This window comes from Companilactobacillus hulinensis, assembly GCF_003946555.1.
GTDB lineage: Bacteria > Bacillota > Bacilli > Lactobacillales > Lactobacillaceae > Companilactobacillus > Companilactobacillus hulinensis.
Genome location: NZ_RHOO01000006.1, coordinates 80,548 through 101,387 on the forward strand (window position 1 = coordinate 80,548; position 20,840 = coordinate 101,387).

Genomic DNA, 20,840 nt, shown 5'->3' on the forward strand with positions numbered 1-20,840 from the left:
GCTTTTTACGCAGTAGTTTCGTTAGCATGAGAATGCTTCTTAGCATATTCACCTAACTTAGAGATACACCCTTCGATATTCTCCATACTTGATGCATAGCTGAAACGAATGTAACCTTCTCCACCTACACCGAAGAAACTACCTGGCAAAATAGCAAGATGTTCTTCATCAAGTATATCATTACATAATTGTACGTCATCCTGATTCAAGCCATCAGGAATCTTACCAAATAGATAGAAAGCTCCATCTGGATCGGGACACTTGAAACCTAGCTTAGTCAATCCAGCTTCCAAAACATCTCTTCTAGCACAATATTGTTTGCGCATTGCAATAGGATCATCGAATCCATTCTTATATGCCTCTAATGCTGCAGCCTGCGTGATGGATGTGATCGAAGTAGTTGCTAACTCGTGAATCTTATTGATCTGAGCAATTATTTCAGCAGGACCACAGACAATACCAAAACGCCATCCAGTCATTGCATGCGACTTAGAAAGTCCATTGAGCAAGATAGTTTGTTCTGGCAAGAAACTTGCGAATGATTCATGCTTATAATTATACGTTAATTCACTATAAATTTCGTCGCTAACAACGAAAACATCATATTTTCTCAACACATCTGCTAAAGCAGCCAATTCGTCATGAGTATAGCTGACACCAGTTGGATTGCTTGGGAAATTCATTAAGAATATTTTAATCTTAGGATGCGTCGTCATAATCTGATCTAACACATCTGGAGTTACCTTGAATCCCGTCTTAGATGTATCAATATAGACAGGATTTGCCTTGTTAAAACTTGCATCAGGTCCATAGATCGTAAATGATGGTGAAGGAATCAATACCTCATCACCTGGTTGTAATATTGCATTAAACGCAGAGAAAACACCTTCTGTAACACCAGTCGTAGCAACGATCTGAGTCAATGGATCATAGTTCAATCCATATTTAACATGCAGATAATTGGCAACAGCTGATAACAGCTCATGGTCACCTTCTGGAACTGTGTAGTGAGTCTTATTTTCCAAGATACCATTGATTGCACCTAATTTGATGTGATCAGGAGTTGGAAAATTTGGTTCGCCGATAGTCATATTGATAACATCAGGAATACCCTTGGCACGTGCATTAAACTTAAAGATATCCTGTTGTTTTAGAGCTAAAACTTCTGGTTTCATTAATGAAATTAAATTTTTCTTCATGTTTAAACACCTCTTTGTGCATATTTTAACACACTTACTACCTATATTTTACTCATTTTTCGAAAAAAGGACATTCAAAAGGTTGAATGTCCAATCATAAAGTTTATTTATCAAATACTGTATAAGGAGTTCGACGTTTGTGTGCTGTCTTACGATACCAATTCTCAATAATTTCAGCACTCTTAACAGGAACTTCTTTACCTTCCAGGTAATTATCAATGTCTGTATACGATACACCAAGAGCTTTCTCATCAGGAAGGCTTGGACGATCTTCTTCAAGGTCAGCCGTTGGTGTCTTCTCGTAAAGGTTCTTTGGAGCGTTTAATTTTTCTAGCATTGCACGTCCTTGACGCTTATCCAAACGGAATAGCGGCGTTACATCAGCAGCACCATCACCAAATTTTGTATAAAATCCGGTTATGTTTTCTGCTGCATGATCAGTTCCAACGACAACACCCTTATTATCACCTGCAATGGCATATTGTGCAATCATTCTCGTACGAGCTTTGATATTGCCCTTGTTAAAATCAGTGATATTGAAACCATTATCTTCGACGGCTTTGACCATTGCGTCAACACTGTCTTTAATATTCACACGTGAAACGACATCAGCTTGCATCCATTCGATAGCTTGCATGGCATCTGATTCATCTGCCTGTTCACCATATGGAAGACGCACGGCAATGAACTTGTAATCCTTGTCGCCAGTTTCATCCCGAAGCTCAGTCATAGCTATTTCTGACAAACGTCCAGCCAAAGTTGAATCTTGACCACCAGAAATCCCTAATACTAAGCTCTTTAGTCCTTTGTTCTTTAGTAAATAATTCTTTAAAAAGTCTACTGAACGGCGAATCTCTTCGTCAACATCAATTACAGGCTTCGTTCCTTCATAATCAATTATTTCTTTTTGAAGCGGTCTCATTTATTAGTCACCTATTCTAATGTTATTTACATCGTTACGGATCTTTTCGATATATTTCATCTTATGACTGTAAAGTTTTGAAGACAAGTCGACTGGATAGATTTGTGGATTCAAGATACGTTTGTATTCATCCCACAATGAATCAAGATTCTGAGCACAATAGTCTCTGATATCTTGTACACTTGGAGTCTCATAAACCTGCTTACCATCTTCAAAAATATCATGCAACAATGGCTCAGCTTGGAAATCCTTCACCGTCTTGTTGATATATGTATATTGTGGATGGAACATATACAATGATGAATGTTTTCTAGGATCTTCATTCCAAAGTGTGACGTAATCACCTTCAGACTTATTATTCTTTTCATTATTAGTTATTCTCCACACTTGTTTCTTACCAGGTGTAGAAATCTTAACAGCATTACTTGATAGTTTCAAAGTATCCATCATGTTGCCGCGATTGTCTTCAATACTTACCAACTTGTATACAGCACCCAGAGCTGGTTGATCAAAAGCAGTAATATTCTTAGTACCGATACCCCAAACATCGATCTTAGCATCCTGCATCTTCAAGTTAAGGATAGTTTTTTCGTCCAAATCATTTGAAGCGTAGATCTTGGCATCAGTGAATCCAGCTTCGTCCAATTGTTCACGAACACGCTTAGAAATATAAGCCATATCACCAGAATCAATTCTGACACCTTGGAAGTTGATCTTGTCGCCCATTTCTTTGGCAACCTTAATGGCACTAGGAACACCACTCTTCAAAGTATCATAAGTATCCACTAAGAAGACACAGTTCTTGTGTGTTTCAGCATAGGCCTTGAAAGCCTCATATTCGTTACGATATGTCTGTACCAATGCATGAGCATGAGTACCAGAAATAGGAATACCGAACATCTTACCTGCAAGAACATTACTTGTAGCATCGAATCCACCAATGTATGAAGCACGACTACCCCAAATAGCGGCATCTACTTCTTGAGCACGACGTGAACCGAATTCCAATACAGGATCATCGCCACAGACAGTCTTGATACGTGCTGCCTTAGTAGCAACTAGTGTTTGATAGTTGATCATATTGAGAATAGCTGTTTCGATCAATTGACATTGTGCAAGTGGTCCTTCAACTTGGAAAATTGGTTCTTCATTGAAGACCAAATCACCTTCCTTAGCTGAACGGATAGTACAGCTGAATGTCAGATCCTTTAACCAACGTAAGAATCCTTCATCGAATTCTCCATATTCTCGTAAGTATTCAATATCTGAATCTGAAAACTTAAGATTGTTCAAATAATCAATAACATGTTCCAAACCAGCAAAAATGGCAAAGCCATTATCGAATGGCAGATTTCTGAAATAACATTCAAAAACAGCATTACGATCATGCAGCCCTTTCTTCCAGTATGTATACATCATATTCAATTCATAATAATCTGTATGTAAAGTTAAACCTTCGTCTTGGTATTGAGTCATCATATCTCCTTGATTTTTGATGGTCTTAAAATTTACAGTTTTTATTTTACCATGAAAACTAAATTTGCTTGTAACCTTGATCCACCAATTCAGCTAACTTTTCAATTGAGTAGTTTTCACGACTCTCTTGATAAAGTGCCAAACCTTTTTGATTCAATGTATCGCTCTTCCAATCCAAATAAGCATCATTCAATGCAGCAATAAGTTGTTCTTCATTCTCAGACTCAACTAACCAGCCTGTACCATCATTGATGATCTTGCTTGTTGCACCGACATTTGTCGCAATGACTGGACGTCCGTAATAAGCTGATTCCAAATAAACAGTTGGTAAACTCTCGGACTTAGAAGTCAAAATTGAAATATCACAGTCTTCATAGTAATCACCAGTGTGTTCCTTGAAACCAACGAAGTCGACCATTTCGTCAATTCCTAAGCTCTTAGCCATTTTTTGCAATTCAGACATCATTGGCCCATCCCCAACCAAAGTCAAACGATAGTTGAATTTTACCTTGCTCAGAGCATTTAAAAGCAACTTGTGGTTCTTGACTTCTACTAAGCGAGCAACTTCCAGAATACTGAAAGTCAAATGTCTAGTTGGAAGTGGATTGGAATTAGAAAAGTCAATTGCATTGAAGACTTCAAATGTTTTACTTTCTGAAATCTTCAATTTTTTAAAGTAAGATTTTAAATCAGGATTCATGTAAAAAATAAAATCTGACTTCTTCAAAGCATGAAGGTTCAGCTTAATCATGACCTTACCTTTCAAACCTGAAAAATCAATTCTTGGATCTGAGTGAACAGTAATTGCCCACTTGGCGTTGATTTTTTTGTGGATCATCGAAACAATATAATTGGCACGAGGACCATGGGTGTGAACAATATCGATTTGATTGTTGTTAATATATGCAATTAGTGGTTTTAATATCGATAGATCAAAACGCTGCTTCTGTGGCATTACAGCAACCTGCAAGCCGTTTTCACGAGCCATCTTGGCAACAGGTCCATCTTCGAAAGTAAGTAAACTAGACTCAGTATGAGTCAGCTTCTGACCTTTCATCAAATTGATAATATAAGTTCTAGCTCCGCCGTCTTCGTTACCAGCATTAATATGTAAAACCCTCATAGCACACCTCTCAAAATAATCTTTTCTCGTGTATAATAATACAGTAAAGGAGAACGGTATGCACAAGAATAGAATAAATATTTTGGGTACAGAATTCGATAACTATACTGAGAAACAATTCCATAAGTATTTGAGTGACGATATGGACGGCAGATCAAACAAGTTCATCGTTACCGCTAATCCAGAAATGGTTTTGTCAGCACAAAAAAATCCCAAATTTTCAAAAGTAGTCAACAGCGCCGATTACGTTATTCCTGATGGAATAGGAATCATCAAAGGTGCGAAAACATTAGGAACACCCATGCATGAACGTATCACTGGCTTCGATACTTTGATGTTCTTGCTACAAGCAGCTAATAGAAAGCAGCTCAAAGTCTATCTTCTCGGTTCAAAACCAGAAGTTATTGAAGCAAGTGCCAAACGTATCGAACGTGAATATCCACAGCTTGATCTAGTTGGATATCATGACGGATACTTCAAAGACAATCAAGTGATCGTTGATGAAATAGCTGAGAAGAAACCAAATATTGTTTTGGTTGCTCTTGGATACCCCAAGCAGGAATTCTTCATTAATGAATATCGCAAAGACATCGATGCTATCTGGATCGGTGTTGGTGGAAGTTTTGATGTCTTCTCTGGAACAAAGAAGCGTGCACCGGTTATTTTACAGAAGTTAGGTTTGGAGTGGACATATCGTCTTTTCAAAGAACCTACTAGAATCGGTCGTATGTTAGCAATTCCTAAATATATGAATTTAATTAGAGCAGAAAAAAAGAGCCAGGAAAAGTAATTTTCCTAGCTCTTTTGTTTATTCCGCCTACGGTTGAAAACGATGCTCCTGCTACGGGAACGTCTTCAGCCAAGAAGCGATCTGAAGACTCGATTTTGAACTCTGCATAGAACGCAGATTTCAAAAGTCGTCCTGTGCTGTAAGTCCGGTAAATCACCGGCCAACACCACTATCGCAGCCGAATCATCATTTTCAACCTCCGGCTATATTTACTCTAGTTATTCTTAGTTTTTAAGTAGATAAACGTTAGTAATAATTTATCTTAGCTGGAGGTTACGAATATTTTATCAGCCGTGAATATGCTGTTTGAACGGAGGTTTCCCGTTCATTACAGCATGGGACGAGCTTTAAGATTTGCGATTTGTGCAAAGCTTAAAGTCGAGGTTCCAGACCTTGGCTGGAGCCGATCCCCACGGCAGATAAAATATCTCGTAACCGGAAGCGGCAAATAGAAATAAAACTATTTTTCAACGCCAAGTGTATAAGGATCTTCATCTGTTCTTAAAAAGATTCTTGCATTAAGCATCGCATACGCTAATATCGAAACGAAATAAATACTTACTGAAGGTGCTTCGATAACGTGTCCTGTCAAAAGTGCCATACCGAATCCCAAAGCAACACTGGCAACTAATAGTGACCACTTAAATGACCACATATGCTTGAACTTCCTGAAGAATGTACCAATAAGGTAGATTAAACAGTAAATCAACGGTGCCATATAAACGATTGTTCCTAAGAATCCAAATTGGAAGAAGATATCAATGTAATCCATTTCAACCAACTTAGCATTCTTGACCTTCTTAAAGTTAGTAGCATACCCCATTCCAAAAATCTTTTGGGCAGGTGTTGCCTTATGGAAGTTATGAGAAGCATTCTCAAAGTAAATTGTTCTACCACTCAATAAGTAAGAAACTGTTTTGTTTGTCTTAATATATTTCTCTTGGTCTTTAGTAATACCCTTTTTGGTCTTAGCCTGTTTCTTTTTATACTTGACCATTTCTGTATGAAGTTCAGCTGTTCTTGAAACAGCCATCATTGGATAGGCAACGAATATTCCGCCCAATGTAACTACCAACAATCCTATCAGTGTCGCAATCATCTTCTTATTCGAGTTACGTCTGAATAATTGAATAACTGCTGCCAAAAGTCCCATGCAGATACTGCAGACAATGGCAATTAGTGAACCCTTGGTACCAATCAATAGTGATGAATAAACCGCCACAATAATTGATATCCAATAATAGGTTCTAGTAAGATCATCAATTTTTTCCAATGCATACCAAATCATGATTGGGAAAGTAATTGAAACAATGGCACTCAATTCATTAGCGGCGAAGAACCAGCCACTCTCGCCTAGTTTGTAGTAAGAATACGAACTAAAAGAAGTATTAGTGAAGTGAGCAACTATCATAATAATACTGATCAAGTTCACAGCATAAAAAATCATCTTTGGAAAAAAGCGATTAATTATCCTATCTTCAGCTAATTCTTCAAACGCGAAGAAGTATCCTAACAACATGACTGGGTAATACAAACTCTTAGCCAATGTTGTAACTTCAAGTGATGTAACAAATAACGTCTTAGTCTTATAGTTAATGTACAAGTTTATGACGGACATCAAGGCTAGAAGCACAAAATATCCGATAATCGTAAAACCACGCCTGTTATCTAGATTAAGTATTAGATATATCAATAGGAAAAAGACCGTAACGGCCATAACGATCATACGAATGAATACCCCAAAAGTAACATCCATATTTAGCCGCATCATTAAACCGGTGATGGAATCTAATATTGGTTGAAACACAATATATAGCATCAAGAAGATACTATATTTTTTTACAAAGCTTTGCATAAGTGACTCCTAGCTAAATATTTTGGAACTGCAATGTTTCCATACTACCCTAAATTACGTGTAAAAAAATAAATTGTTTTATCTTTCTAGATAAAATTCAAATCTGTCTCCAGCATATTGGGAGCGAACATATTCGAATGGACGTCCGTCATCCAAAGTTGTAACCTGACGCAAACGAAGAATAGCTGAGCTACGTTTGACACTCAATAACGTTGCAATCTTTTCGGATGCTAACATGGCTGAAACAGTTTGGGTAGCACTACCTAATCTTAATCCAGCTTTGTTCTCAAGTGCTTTATAAAGCGAAGACGTTATGTCTTCCTTATCTAGGTTGCTAACAATTGACAATGGAATAGTAGTAACTTCGAAGCAAATTGGCTGATCATCAGCGTAACGGATTCTCTCCATACGTAGCACTTGGTCGCCTTCATTTAGCTTAAGCTTTTCCATTTCACTCATTGATGGATCGGCAGTGTGATAAGAAACAGTCTTGCTTGATGGCTTCTTACCTTGTCCCTCAGTAATCTCAGTAAAACTAGTTGTTCCTGACATTTTCTCTTGGACCTTGCTGCTAGCAACATAAGTACCTGAACCAACTTGTCGTTGCAAAATACCTTCATCTACCAAGGTTTGAATTGCTTGTCTAAGAGTCATCCGGCTCACATCAAAATCATCAGCTAATTTACGCTCAGAAGGAATTCTTTCACCGACTGCCCACTTACCTGATTCGATTTCTTTTTTAATTCTATTATGTATTTGAATGTAAACTGGAACTCTCATTATTGAATCTCTCCTTTTGAGCAGTTGAATGCATTATTAGTTATGATTATACCGTAGTTTAGTCAAATAATAAAAAAAAGGACCGATAAATTATCGGCCCTTTTAGCATATTGGGTTAGCTGGATTCGAACCAGCGCATGATGGAGTCAAAGTCCATTGCCTTACCGCTTGGCTATAACCCAATTAATGGAGGGGAGTGGATTCGAACCACCGAACCCGAAGGAGCGGATTTACAGTCCGCCGCGTTTAGCCAGACTTCGCTACCCCTCCATGTCTTTACTCGACTTAATTATATTACCGAAAATATTTATACATTTCAAGTATTTTTAGAAGAAAATTTTTAATGGGAAATAAATTACGGTGGTGTCTCCAGATTTCACAGACGCAACCTGCTGTGGGGTCGCTCCAGCCAAAGAACAGGCTTCCGACTCGACTTGAAGCCACGAAAATCACGTGTCTACAAGCTCGACCCATGGCCTAAGCTGACAAAATACGTCAGCTAAAGCCATCCTCACAGCTGATTACATCTGTGAAATCTTCCAATAGAACTTATATCCTTTACTCAATGATGCTATCTTCTGAATTCTTGAATTTTGAATCAAAACAATACTCCCACACAAAAGTCGTTCATAAATATACAAGTTAAGATATATAAATTCTTACTACTGAATATCAAAATCAGTTGAAATAATTAGCTGGAGATTACAAAAAATAATACCAGCCGTGAAATGCCGTTTGAACGGAGAACTTTCCGTTCATTACGGCATGGGACGAGCTTGGAGATTTGCAAAGCAAAGCTTCAAGTCGAGATTCGAGACCGCTTTTCGGCTCGAATAGGTCCCCATGGCAGGTATTATTTTTTGTAATCGGAAGCGGCAAATCAAGCAAATAAAAAAACAGACTACCTAAATAGTCTGCCTTGAATTTTAAATTTTATACTAAAACACGTTTATGAAGGACAGCTCTCTGCGCTTACTACGCTTAGTGAATTCACCACTACGTGGCAAACCCACTAACCTAGGTAATGCTCAAGAACTACCGTCCTTAAAAACGCTCTACTAATTAACACCCTTCATTAATGGTTTGATCTTAGGAACTAAAATAGCCAAAATCACACCAACAACAAGTGTAACTACACCTGTAATACCGAAGAACATCATTTCGTTACCTGGATTACCAGGTTGGAACAACTTAACAAGTTGCGCATTGGCAGCTTGACCAGCTGAATCAGCTAAGAACCACATACTCATCATTTGTGATGAAAAGGCCTTAGGAGCTAGCTTAGTTGTAGCTGACAAACCAACTGGTGAAATCAACATTTCACCAATTTCAATGATTCCCCAACTTAGAACTAGCCATAGTGGGTTAACTTTTCCATCTGGACTTAGACCAACTAGAGGGATCATAAGTACGAAGTATGAAATAGCTGTAGCCACTAGACCCATCCAGAACTTAGAAGGTGAAGATGGTTGTCTCTTACCTAACTTAAGCCATAACCAAGCAAATATTGGTGAATAAATAATGATGAAGAATGGGTTAAGCATCTGGAATTGTGGAGCTGAAAGACTGAAGTTAGCAAAGTGGAGCTGTGTTTGTTCTGCAGCAAATAATGCTAGAACAACTGAACCTTGTTCCTCAATTGCCCAGAAAATTGCAGCAGCGATGAACAAAGGAATATAAGCAATAACACGTGAACGTTCAACCTTTGTAACTTTTTTACTTGTCAGCATCATTACAAAGTAACCAACTGGCAAGGCAATACCAAGCACACTCAAGATAACAATAAAGTTATCAACAGTTAGTGCATTGGCGAATGCCATAATACCAACGATAATAACCAATGCTACAACACCATAAGCGATACGTGTGTAGAATTTCTTTAATTCTGAACCTGAAATTGGATCTGGTGCTCTAAGACTTGTTTCTGGTAGATGCTTACCATCCCACCAATAAACAATAAGTCCGATAAACATACCAATAGCAGCTAATGAGAATCCAGCGTGGAAATTAAAGTGGACCCACATTGAGTTAACAGCTTGTGGTGCAATAAGTGAACCCAAGTTGATACCCATAACATAGATACTGAAACCAGAATCACGACGTGGGTCGTCATCTGTATATAATCCACCAACCATTTCGGATACGTTTGGCTTCAAAAGACCAGTACCAATAGTGATCAATCCGATTGAAAGGAATAATCCAGATTCCCCTAATGGGAATGACAATGCGATATGACCAAGCATGATCAATACCCCACCCCAGAAAACAGTCTTTCTGGCACCCAAGATTCTATCACTGATATATCCACCGATAACACTAGACATATAAACTAGTGATCCGTAGATAGACATAACTGATGCGGCTGTGACTTGGTTCATTCCAAGTCCACCCTTAGTTACTGCATAGTACATGTAGTAAAGCAGGATGGCACGCATACCATAATAACTGAATCTTTCCCAGAACTCAGTTAAGAATAAAGTTCGCAGACCAACAGGTTGTCCGAAGAAACCTCGGTCGTTCTTCTTTTCATCCATTAAAAAATCTCTCCTCACATTACACAACGATGTATTAATATTAAACTCTTCGAGATTATCTGTCAAAACTTTTTTAATATTTAAGTCAAAAATGTTGTTATATCAACAAAAAAAAATAAGAGTCTTTTAATATAGACTCTTATTTACAGAAAAAATCATTTTTGATGTATTAACTTGGTAATTCTTTGAATAAAGTGAATTATACATAAATTTGAATCATAATCCAGGCTTGACTTCTATCATTAGCCAACTCGCCAAAATTATTTATGGTGTTTGAATGCCATTGTAGCGGCAACAGCATCTTTCCAGCCGGCATAAAGATCTTTACGAACCTCTTCTTTCATCGCAGGTTCATAAACATTGCCAGTTTTATGGTTCTTTTTAATATCTTCGATGTCTTTCCAGTAGCCACTACCTAGTCCGGCTAAGAACGCTGCACCTAGCGAGGTGGTTTCTAATTCTGAAGATACCTGTAGTGGAATACCCAACAAGTCTGATTGGAACTGCATCAGATAATCGTTAGCCGTTGCGGCTCCATCAACCTTCAGAACTTCAATTGGAATCTCTGCATCTGAGGCCATCGTATCAATGATGTCCTTAGTCTGATAGGCAATTGCCTGTAATGTAGCCTTGATAAAGTCGTCATCTGTCGTACCACGGGTGATGCCGAAAACAGTTCCGTGAGCCTTATCATCCCAATATGGAGCTCCTAATCCAGAGAACGCTGGTACCACATATACTTCATTGTGGTCAGTCGACCTCTTAGCTGCAGCGTCAGTATCAGGCGTTTTTTTGACCATTCGCATCCCATCACGCAGCCATTGCAATGCAGCTCCAGCAACAAAGATACTACCTTCCAAGGCGTACTTGATTTCACCATTGATCCCATAAGCAATCGTCGTCAACAGGTTATTATCTGACAAAGCCGGCTTATTACCAGTGTTCATAACGGCAAAGGCACCAGTTCCATAAGTATTCTTCACCATCCCTGGTTCAAATGCCATTTGACCGAACAATGAAGCTTGTTGCGAACCGATCATACCGGTAATTGGAACTTCTGATCCATAGAAATGATAATTCTTAGTTGTTCCAAATAGTTCCGAGTTAGAACGAACCTCTGGCAACATTACTCGAGGAATATCAAACATCCTCAGTAAATCATCATCCCATTGCAAGTCATTAATGTTGAACAGCATCGTACGACTGGCATTAGAATAGTCGGTCAAGAAGCTTTGACCGTCAGTTAGCTGCCATAACAACCAAGTATTGATCGTACCAAACAACAACTCACCTTTTTCAGCTCGTTCTTGTGCTCCAGCAACTTGATCCAGAATCCAACGGATCTTTGTTGCTGAAAAATAAGGACTAACGATCAAACCTGTCTTTTGGTGTATCTCTTCTTCATGACCATCTTTGATCAATTTGTTGGCAAGATCTGAAGTCTGACGACTTTGCCAAACAATTGCATTGTAGATTGGCAATCCAGTCTTTTTATCCCAGATAACCGTTGTTTCACGCTGACTAGCAATACCAATTGAATTGATCTGATCAGGTTTGATGCCAGATTCGATCAACGCCGTAGCAATCGTAGTCTGGACAGCATTCCAAATCTCAGTTGCATCATGTTCGACCCAGCCAGGATTAGGCATGATTTGGCGAATTGGGTGTCTAGCCGCAACTATTTGCTTGCCGCTATGATCAAAAATAATTGCTCTGGCAGTTGTTGTTCCCTCATCAATTGCTAGTATGTATTGTTCTTTATCCATTATTATCCTCACATTTAGCCATATTAATATCTTAATAGCTTCTATTTAATAGCTTTATGCTTGAACTGTCTAGTAGCACTGACAGCTTGTTGCCATCCTTCATATAAGTAATCTGAACGTTTCTTGTCCATCGATGGCTTGAATATAGCACCTGTTGCATAATCTTTTTTGATTTCATCTAAGTCTTTCCAATAGCCAACAGCTAATCCAGCTAAGAAGGCTGCTCCAAGGGCGGTTGTCTCTAAGTCCTTAGCACGTTGAACTGGTGTTTGAAGGATATCTGCTTGAAATTGCATTAAATACTTGTTATTAGCAGCTCCACCATCGACCTTTAATGTAGGAATATCGATTCCGGTATCCTTTTTCATTGTGTCGATAACATCACGTGATTGATAAGCCAATGATTGCAATGTTGCCTTGATGAAGTCTTCTCTAGTTGTTCCACGAGTCAAGCCAAAGACTGCACCACGGGCATCTGAATCCCAGTATGGAGCTCCTAATCCAGTGAAGGCTGGTACTACGTATACTTCGTCATCATCACTTGAACTTGCAGCAGCTTCCTCAGATTCTGGTGCTGAATCAACCAATCTCATAGCATCACGAAGCCATTGAATGGCAGAACCAGCAACGAAAATACTACCTTCTAGAGCATAGTAAACTTTGCCGTTGATACCATAACCGATCGTAGTTAATAGATTATTATCTGATAATTGTGGAGTTTCACCAGTGTTCATCACAACGAAGGCACCAGTTCCGTAAGTATTCTTAACCATTCCTGGCTCGAACGCCATCTGACCAAACAAGGCAGCCTGTTGATCACCGGCCATACCTGAAATAGGAACTTCTGAACCATAGAAGTGATAATCCTTAGTCTTACCATAGACTTCTGAATTAGGACGAACTTCTGGAAGCATTGCTTCAGGAATATTCAATAGCTTCAAAATATCTTGATCCCACTTCAAGTCATGGATGTTGAACAACATTGTACGACTGGCATTGGAATAATCAGTCACATGTGTTGCTCCACCAGATAGCTTCCATAGTAACCAGCTGTCGATCGTTCCAAATAATAATTCTCCACGCTCAGCACGTTCCTGTGCTCCATCAACATGGTCAAGGATCCAGCGAATCTTAGTAGCTGAGAAGTAAGAATCAATCAACAATCCCGTTTTTTCGTGGATCATATCATTGTATCCAGCTTTGATTAACTTATCGGCGATGTCGACAGTCTGACGGCTTTGCCAGACAATTGCGTTATAAATCGGTAGTCCTGTCTTCTTATCCCAAATCACGGTCGTTTCACGTTGATTGGTGATACCGATACCGGCAATCTGATTCGGCTTGATACCTGATTCAATGAAGACGTTGGCAATAGTAGATTGGACGGCATTCCAAATCTCATTAGCATCATGTTCTACCCAACCTGGCTCCGGAAAATGTTGCGTGAATTCACGTTGTGCATCAGCAACCTTGCTTCCTTGCTTATCAAAAATAATTGATCGTGTACTAGTTGTTCCTTCGTCAATCGCCATAATGTATTCGTTTGACATTTCTGCACCTCATCTCTGTAATGTAAGCGTTTCATAACAAAATTCTATAATAAATAGCCAATTATTGAAAACTTTAAGGCTTATTTACAAAAATTAGTTATTTCAATTATATTTTACTATTATTTCTACCAAAATATTTTTGATAACCCAAATATCCAATAAAAATAAAAATTGAGACAATTGAAATGATCCAGCCAAGCTTCAATCCTGGAACTCGATACTTCAATTCTATCTTATGATATCCCTTGCCTAGATCAATCGCCATCAAATCACTGACAACTTTATGAATCTTAACTTTCTTACCATTGTCATAAGCACTCCAGCCATTATCATATGGAACACTTAATAATAACGGTGAAGCCTTCTTAACATTGATAGTTCCTCTGACAATATCGTGATTCAAATCTGAAGATATCTTCATCGAATTAGCACGGAACTTGTCCACTGTTGGTTCGAACTTATCCCAGTCTAATGTTCTGAAATAACTAGGATTTATTTCCAAAGGCTTGCCTGTTAAAATTTCAACCTTTACTGATTCATTTTTCTTAAAATTACCCAGATCCATAACGGCGGCTTTTTGCACGTCAATCTGTGGAGTGCTGATACGCTTGTTGTTAACGTAGATTCTGGAGGCATAATAATTGAACGGTGAGGCATAGAAGTATAACGGACCTTCCGCTTCAGTTTTCAGTTGATAAGTGTACATAGTTCTCTTTTTAACGTCATTTTGTGACATTGTCAGAATAGAAGCATTCTTCAGATATTCTGTCTCAGTTCCGTTGAGATTCTGCCACAAACGATTCTGATTATCTAGAGCACGTTTGGACATCATCTGGAAGTTATAGACATCCTTATTAACCAAGAATCCAAGCGTTGGTGCAGCATAATTCTCATTGACCATATATAAATGATCCAATTGACTGACATCGAAATAAACACCATATAAAGAATTGGTTAACGCCGTCCCACCAAAATGACTAACACGTCTGACATTGAAGCTGAAATAACCCAAGTTATTCATCATCTCCATTGTGTTCTGATTCAAAGTTGAACTATATAGACTCAAACCATTAATGTTGAAGAGAATCGGGTCATTATAATTGTTGTACTGATCTGGAAAAGCCTTATTCAATCCTGACTTAGAGACAACTATTCTGTGTCCAGGATGACTGCTATTCTTAACATCAGTTAAAATATCGTTCTCCCGTGAATACTGACGGCTATAAACTCGCTGGTCACCAAGGTAAGCTGTATCGAGAACTGAATTGAAATTCGAATATACTTCAAATGAAACCATCAACAAAATTAATATCCCAAAATATCGATTATGGTTGAATAAATAAATCAGAAAACCAGATATAACGATGCAGATCAAACTCAACCAGAAATAATATCCATTGTATTCATTCTCGACTGTTTCATAACCCATCTTCTCGATGAATTGAGGAACCAGCCACTCTGTTGCATAACCAATACTGATCAACATACCTGAAACGCAAGTAGCCTTGATAATCGTCGAAGTATCCTTGAAGACACCTGCAGAAAACGCCTTGCGGGCAATGAAGATACAGGCAAATGAAAAGATAAAACTATTCCTGAATGGGAATCCAGCTGGATTCTGGAACATGTGCCAAACCGTGTTGAAGGTAGTAATAAACATACTAGCCAACAAAATGCCTATCAAGAATAGTGAATGATTCTTGTCAGACTTCTCAACTCGATCACTGAAAAAATAACTCAACAATAGAATCAAAATTGTGGAAGTCATAAAGACCGACGGTCCGTGATGCAACCTCTGAACAAAAGTATTCCCACCGATACCAAGCTGTGTAAATGCCTCAAACCCAAAACGTGCTGATGGTAAATAATTGAAGCCATTGAACGAAGTCTTAGCAGTCTTCAACATTCCAGCAAACGTCGGTACCAACACTACCGCTGAACTCAACCCTGCCAAAATAGACGTAATCAAATAGTTCCGAATAATAACGAAACGATTACGCTGTTCTAATAACTTATTTTCAAGTGCTAAGTATATGAAGAAACAGACTGAAAAGATGCACAACATATAACCTAAGTAATAGTTAAAGATAATTGAAAGCAGAATTGAAAAATAATACAAAACGTATTTGTTCTGTTGAATGACACGCATGACACCTACAGCCACAATTGGCAACATGATCAACGCATCTAGCTACATTAGATCATAAAAATAAGAAGCAACGAATCCACAAAAACTATAAGCTATCGTAAAAATATAATTTAAAAAGCTTGCTTGTTTGAAGTATTGCGTCAAAAAATACGACATTGTCACGCCCATAGTGGCAATTTTCAGCATAATTATGACATCGGCAGCTACTGGAACCGCCTGTGCTTTGAATAATACTAGTAACAAATTGAATGGTGACAACAAGTAATAACTAACGATTGGGAAGAAGTTATCACCAAGCGACTGACTAAATAGGTACAAATGAAAGTTTCCATGAACTAATTGACGCCTTAATTCGGTTAAAAAAGCAATGTACTGTGTACCTAAGTCACTAGTCAAAAAGTTAAAATGACCAAACGGAACTAAGCCGTTCGACCAAAATATCGCTGAGATTATGACCAGATTGATGACGAAGGCACCTAAGTAATATGCGATACGATTTTTCTTTATCATTAAGTAATCTCCCATAAAAAAACTACGATAAAATCTTACGTAATTAATACCATATAATCAAGTCGATTACACTTAAAAGGGCTTGTTGCTGTTCTATTGTCGCTTCCGGTTGAAAAATTTTTATCTGCCGTGTGGATCGCTTCAAGCCAAGGTCTTGAAGCTCGACTTTAAGCTTTGCTTCGCAAATCTTAAAGCTCGTCCTGTGGCTTTGCCACATTCACGGCTGATAAAAATCTTTCAACCTCCAGCTCATATACTACTTACTACTTACCTAATGCACCTAAACAATACAGATTAGCATTCCATTATCCAATAACGTATTAATCACAAAAATCAGAATAAAAATATAACTACAAAATAGCCGGAGGTAGAAATTGATTGATTCAGCTGTGGAAGTGGTGTTGGATGGTGGTCTACCATCCTTACAGCACAAGACGACTTTTGAAATCTGCGGTCCATGCAGAGTTCAAAATCGAGACTTAAGACCGCCCCTCGGCTTAAGTCGGTCTCACAGCAGAATCAATCACTTCCTACCGGAGGCGGACAAAAAAACAGAACTAAATTTCCGCTTTAATAAACTTTTCTAAATAATCATACGTTTACATTTTTTTCTTGGTCCATACCTCTTTATTTATTCAAATAAAGGGACTACTATAGTCTCTTGATACAAGTATTATATAAAAAATTATATTTGGAGGATACATTATTGGAATCAACTTATCGTTATTTTGTTCAGCCACAAGTTCAGGCCAAAACAAAGACCGTTATCGGTTACGAATTGCTTATGAAGCAACTAACATCAGAGGGATGGCGCATTCCTGCATCATTCTCTGCCGTTGATCCACAAGTAACAGCCGATTTATTAGTTGAATCTACCAAAGTATTATCAAATAAAGTTCGTCGACTATCAGTGAATGTCAGTCGTGAACAATTAATGACGACATCTATTTCTAATGCCATTATCAAAAGTCAGCAACAAATCTATCCCACAAAGTTAATCGTTGAATTAACTGAAGAAGAAAGTGAAATAGAATACACCGTTGAAGAAGTCCTAGCACAACTCAAGGAATTCTTAAAACGTGGAATTCAAATTTCACTCGACGATGTCGGCACTGGCCTTAATCACTTCTGTAACATTAGTGAGTTATTGCCATTTGCCTCAGAACTCAAATTTGCACTACAAAACTTCACTCAAAAATTCGTTGATCCTAAGATCCAGAGTAAAATTCACTTCTGGAATGCTCTTAGCAAAGAATATGGATTGAGATTGGTCCTTGAAGGAATCGAAGATGCAGCCGATAGTAAATTATGTGAAGAAATCGGTGTCCATTTTAAACAAGGTTACTATTACAGCAAGCCATTACTTCTCAAATTACCTGGAGATTACGTAGAAAACTAAAAATAGACAATAAAAATACACGATAAAATTTTATCGTGTATTTATTTTGCTCTAATTATTCTGAAACTTTACTATTTGCTTTTTCAACTGCGGCGATTGCCAATGAACTTACATAGTTAACTGGCTTGTCGAAGTTTGGTTGGAAGAAGAAGTCGACCATTGATAATTCATCAATTGTAACCTTCTTTTGAATAGCCAATGACAATAAGTTAGCTGATTGAGAAACATCATACATACTTGTCAAAGCTCCACCAACTATTTCACGAGTTTCTGGATCCCATACCAAGTTCATAAGAACTGGTGTAGTTGTTAACATGAACTCAGGACGATAGTTGTCCTCAAGTGATACTGTTTCAACATTCTTGCCAAGAACCTTAGCGTGTCCAGCAGTCAAACCACTAGCAGCATATGTTCTGCCGAACAATTCAACAGCTGATGATGATTGTGTTCCCATATATTTTGCTGTATCTTTTTCGATATTTGCTCCAACCAAGATACCTTGACGAACAGCATTTGTTGCCAAAGGAATGTATTGATTGTCATTTGTTGGATTGTAGAATACTGATGCAGCATCTCCGGCTGAGAATACATCTGGTTTGCTTGTGTGCATATATTCATCCACGATCAAAGCACCATTTGGAAGTGTCTCGAATTCATCCTTAAACATATCTGTATTAGGACGGAAACCAACACTCATTACAGCAACGTCAGCCTTGTACTCATTCTTATCAGTCTTAACGATAACACCATCTTCAACTTCTTCGAATGATTGAACCTTCTCGCCTAATCCAAGAGTTACACCGTGGTCAATGTAATCTTTTTCAGCTACTTCTGACATATTCTTATCGAAGTTCTTTGCCAAAACATCAGGTAAAGCATCGATCAATGTAGTCTTCTTGCCAAGTGTGGCATATCCTTCAGCCAATTCAGCACCAATATAGCCGGCACCAATAACGATTGCACTGTTGATATCCTTAGCATTTTCTTTCAATTCTGTGGCATTAGTCCAGTTCTTGCATAGAAATACTCTATCTGAATCAATTCCAGGAATATTAGGAATGATTGGAGCTGAACCTGTGGTAATGACTAACTTGTCGTAATCTTGTTCGAAATCTTCGCCACTTTCAAGATTCTTAACAGTTAACTTCTTATTATCAAAGTCAATATTAGTTACATCATGCTTCATGAACATGTTTGCACCTAATTTTGCCAAATCATCGGGACTTGAGTAGAACATCTTGTTAGGATCTGAAACACGATCACTAACCCAAAGAGCAATACCGCATGAAAGAAATGATAAGTTATCATTACGTTCAAAGACTGAGACTTCCCAGTCTGGGTGTGCCTTCAAAATATTCATTGCTGAGAATGTACCTGCGTGTGTACAACCAATAATACTAACCTTCATAGTATCTACCATCCTTTTTGTGATAATTTAAACTATGACATTGACGACACGTCTAGTGATGTAAGCGCTTAAATAAACTTAGTAAAAAAATATGCCTTCATAATAAAAGCACTAGGAATGTGTCAATACCAATAGTTTACTTCTCCCTCGTTAACCAAAATCCTATTTTTGACCGCAAAACAAGAAGTACTTATATTATCATATAAAACAATCGATTTGTGATATTAAAAACAAATAAAATTTTTTGTCTAAAATGGATAGAAATGTTTAAACAAATATTGTATACTCTAGTCGTGAAAGAGATAAAGATACGGTTGCCAATGCAATTCCTTCCTTTTATTAAATAAATGGAGTGGCTGCGGTACACATCCTCATATCGTAGCAACTTCCATTTCGCTCAACGTAAATGAAAATTGCCCCCCTCAATCAATTTTCAATTTATGCGGTTTAAGTTTCGTCAGTTCCCATTTTCCCATTCCGATGATCACTGATTGAATGCTTTCAATTAATTAATAAAATCCCTCTCTATTTTTGACAAATTTGGAAACCTCACAAAACCGTATCTTTATTCTCTGACACTACTGGTAACCCGTTACACAGTGAGTGTGACAAAAAAATTAAGCCTGTCCCCCCAAGAGACTGGCTTATTTTTTTGCACTTTTTTTGTTTTTTGTTGTGTTCTGTTTGTCGTCTGCGGTCGAAACCAATAAGTCTGCTGTGTGGAACGCCCCCCAGCCTAAGTGCGGTCTGGGGACTCGACTTTAAGCTTTGCTTTGCAAATCTTAAAGATCGTCCTGTGCTGTAAGAACGGCTTTCGCCGTTCAACACCACTTCCACTGCTGACTTATTGCTTTTGACCTCCGACTTGTATTCGCTAGGTAAATATTTGGATTCAGTATCATATCCTTATATAAATTCCTACCTCGGTCTGATTATATTTCACCACATTTGAATATAAATAATCCAAAATATTTAAAGTAATTCACAATCAACCATCTTAAAAATACAAGTGTGCACATAATCCGGAAGTTGTGAGACATTTTACCAGCAGCAGGTAAAATATCTTGCAACTGGAGGCAACAAAAAAAGAACACCAGCTAAACGCCAGTGTTCTCTATTCAATATGCCATCTGCAGGATTTGAACCTGTGACCGCCGGTTTACGATACCGATGCTCTACCAACTGAGCTAAGATGGCAAAAACGCCTATAAAAAAATACATCTAATTCATATGAACTAGATGTATTATCGGCGCACCTAGGTTTTCCTAAGTCATTTTAACTCCGGATGTCAGACTCGAACTGACGACACCCTGATTAACAGTCAGATGCTCTACCAACTGAGCTAATCCGGAATAATTAATAGTCGCTTTTCAACAAC

The 20,840-nt window shown here is 38.1% G+C and carries 12 protein-coding genes, 4 tRNA genes and 1 pseudogene; 2 read left to right on the forward strand and 15 right to left on the reverse strand.

What is annotated here, in order from left to right; genetic code table 11:
* Positions 1-5: 5 nt before the first annotated feature.
* From EKM66_RS05155 to EKM66_RS05170, 4 genes are all read right to left on the reverse strand, one after another.
* On the reverse strand, positions 6-1,199 hold the full coding sequence (locus EKM66_RS05155) for an aminotransferase class I/II-fold pyridoxal phosphate-dependent enzyme (RefSeq protein ID WP_125762329.1): 1,194 nt from the start codon (positions 1,197-1,199) through the stop codon (positions 6-8).
* Positions 1,200-1,302: 103 nt separating this feature from the next.
* Positions 1,303-2,121: an ammonia-dependent NAD(+) synthetase gene (nadE, locus tag EKM66_RS05160; protein WP_125762330.1), complete on the reverse strand. Its 819-nt coding sequence runs from the start codon at positions 2,119-2,121 to the stop codon at positions 1,303-1,305.
* A 3-nt stretch (positions 2,122-2,124) separates the two neighbouring features.
* Positions 2,125-3,597 (reverse strand): nicotinate phosphoribosyltransferase, encoded by a 1,473-nt coding sequence (locus tag EKM66_RS05165; protein ID WP_404811459.1) that lies wholly within the window; start codon positions 3,595-3,597, stop codon positions 2,125-2,127.
* Positions 3,598-3,655: 58 nt separating this feature from the next.
* Positions 3,656-4,720: a glycosyltransferase family 4 protein gene (locus tag EKM66_RS05170; RefSeq protein ID WP_125762332.1), complete on the reverse strand. Its 1,065-nt coding sequence runs from the start codon at positions 4,718-4,720 to the stop codon at positions 3,656-3,658.
* A gap of 58 nt (positions 4,721-4,778) precedes the next feature.
* On the opposite strand from EKM66_RS05170, the gene EKM66_RS05175 reads away from it, so the two are divergent.
* Positions 4,779-5,510, forward strand: coding sequence for a WecB/TagA/CpsF family glycosyltransferase (locus EKM66_RS05175; protein WP_125762333.1), 732 nt, complete (start codon positions 4,779-4,781; stop codon positions 5,508-5,510).
* 460 nt (positions 5,511-5,970) lie between these two features.
* Here EKM66_RS05175 and EKM66_RS05180 read toward each other — a convergent pair whose 3' ends face one another.
* The 8 genes and pseudogenes from EKM66_RS05180 to EKM66_RS05215 form a co-directional block, all read right to left on the reverse strand.
* Positions 5,971-7,365, reverse strand: a complete 1,395-nt coding sequence (locus EKM66_RS05180; RefSeq protein ID WP_125762334.1) for an O-antigen ligase family protein — start codon at positions 7,363-7,365, stop codon at positions 5,971-5,973.
* Between the two features lie 78 nt (positions 7,366-7,443).
* Entirely contained in the window at positions 7,444-8,145 is a 702-nt protein-coding gene (locus EKM66_RS05185; RefSeq protein WP_125762335.1) for a GntR family transcriptional regulator, read from the reverse strand.
* A 110-nt stretch (positions 8,146-8,255) separates the two neighbouring features.
* A tRNA-Gln gene (locus EKM66_RS05190) sits at positions 8,256-8,327 on the reverse strand.
* 5 nt (positions 8,328-8,332) lie between these two features.
* Positions 8,333-8,415, reverse strand: a tRNA-Tyr gene (locus EKM66_RS05195).
* A gap of 788 nt (positions 8,416-9,203) precedes the next feature.
* Complete coding sequence (locus EKM66_RS05200) at positions 9,204-10,679, reverse strand: peptide MFS transporter (protein WP_125762336.1); 1,476 nt, start codon at positions 10,677-10,679, stop codon at positions 9,204-9,206.
* A gap of 260 nt (positions 10,680-10,939) precedes the next feature.
* Positions 10,940-12,445 (reverse strand): glycerol kinase GlpK, encoded by a 1,506-nt coding sequence (gene glpK, locus EKM66_RS05205; RefSeq protein ID WP_125762337.1) that lies wholly within the window; start codon positions 12,443-12,445, stop codon positions 10,940-10,942.
* Between the two features lie 41 nt (positions 12,446-12,486).
* On the reverse strand, positions 12,487-13,995 hold the full coding sequence (gene glpK / locus EKM66_RS05210) for a glycerol kinase GlpK (RefSeq protein WP_125762338.1): 1,509 nt from the start codon (positions 13,993-13,995) through the stop codon (positions 12,487-12,489).
* A 106-nt stretch (positions 13,996-14,101) separates the two neighbouring features.
* A pseudogene (locus tag EKM66_RS05215) lies at positions 14,102-16,669 on the reverse strand (YfhO family protein).
* 691 nt (positions 16,670-17,360) lie between these two features.
* On the opposite strand from EKM66_RS05215, the gene EKM66_RS05220 reads away from it, so the two are divergent.
* Positions 17,361-18,053 (forward strand): EAL domain-containing protein, encoded by a 693-nt coding sequence (locus tag EKM66_RS05220; RefSeq protein ID WP_125762339.1) that lies wholly within the window; start codon positions 17,361-17,363, stop codon positions 18,051-18,053.
* A 55-nt stretch (positions 18,054-18,108) separates the two neighbouring features.
* Here the strand turns inward: EKM66_RS05220 and EKM66_RS05225 are convergent, their stop codons facing one another.
* From EKM66_RS05225 to EKM66_RS05235, 3 genes are all read right to left on the reverse strand, one after another.
* Positions 18,109-19,461, reverse strand: a complete 1,353-nt coding sequence (locus EKM66_RS05225; protein ID WP_125762350.1) for an FAD-dependent oxidoreductase — start codon at positions 19,459-19,461, stop codon at positions 18,109-18,111.
* Between the two features lie 1,124 nt (positions 19,462-20,585).
* A tRNA-Thr gene (locus EKM66_RS05230) sits at positions 20,586-20,658 on the reverse strand.
* Between the two features lie 83 nt (positions 20,659-20,741).
* Positions 20,742-20,814 (reverse strand) — tRNA-Asn (locus EKM66_RS05235).
* Positions 20,815-20,840: the final 26 nt, after the last annotated feature.

What these genes read in the sequence shown, in the direction of transcription:
- EKM66_RS05175 (WP_125762333.1), top strand. Translation starts at nt 4,779, where the DNA reads ATGCACAAGAATAGAATAAATATTTTGGGTACAGAATTCGATAACTAT.
- EKM66_RS05225 (WP_125762350.1), bottom strand. Translation starts at nt 19,461, where the DNA reads ATGAAGGTTAGTATTATTGGTTGTACACACGCAGGTACATTCTCAGCA.
- glpK (WP_125762337.1), bottom strand. Translation starts at nt 12,445, where the DNA reads ATGGATAAAGAACAATACATACTAGCAATTGATGAGGGAACAACAACT.
- glpK (WP_125762338.1), bottom strand. Translation starts at nt 13,995, where the DNA reads ATGTCAAACGAATACATTATGGCGATTGACGAAGGAACAACTAGTACA.
- EKM66_RS05200 (WP_125762336.1), bottom strand. Translation starts at nt 10,679, where the DNA reads ATGGATGAAAAGAAGAACGACCGAGGTTTCTTCGGACAACCTGTTGGT.
- EKM66_RS05180 (WP_125762334.1), bottom strand. Translation starts at nt 7,365, where the DNA reads ATGCAAAGCTTTGTAAAAAAATATAGTATCTTCTTGATGCTATATATT.
- nadE (WP_125762330.1), bottom strand. Translation starts at nt 2,121, where the DNA reads ATGAGACCGCTTCAAAAAGAAATAATTGATTATGAAGGAACGAAGCCT.
- EKM66_RS05185 (WP_125762335.1), bottom strand. Translation starts at nt 8,145, where the DNA reads ATGAGAGTTCCAGTTTACATTCAAATACATAATAGAATTAAAAAAGAA.
- EKM66_RS05165 (WP_404811459.1), bottom strand. Translation starts at nt 3,597, where the DNA reads ATGACTCAATACCAAGACGAAGGTTTAACTTTACATACAGATTATTAT.
- EKM66_RS05170 (WP_125762332.1), bottom strand. Translation starts at nt 4,720, where the DNA reads ATGAGGGTTTTACATATTAATGCTGGTAACGAAGACGGCGGAGCTAGA.
- EKM66_RS05155 (WP_125762329.1), bottom strand. Translation starts at nt 1,199, where the DNA reads ATGAAGAAAAATTTAATTTCATTAATGAAACCAGAAGTTTTAGCTCTA.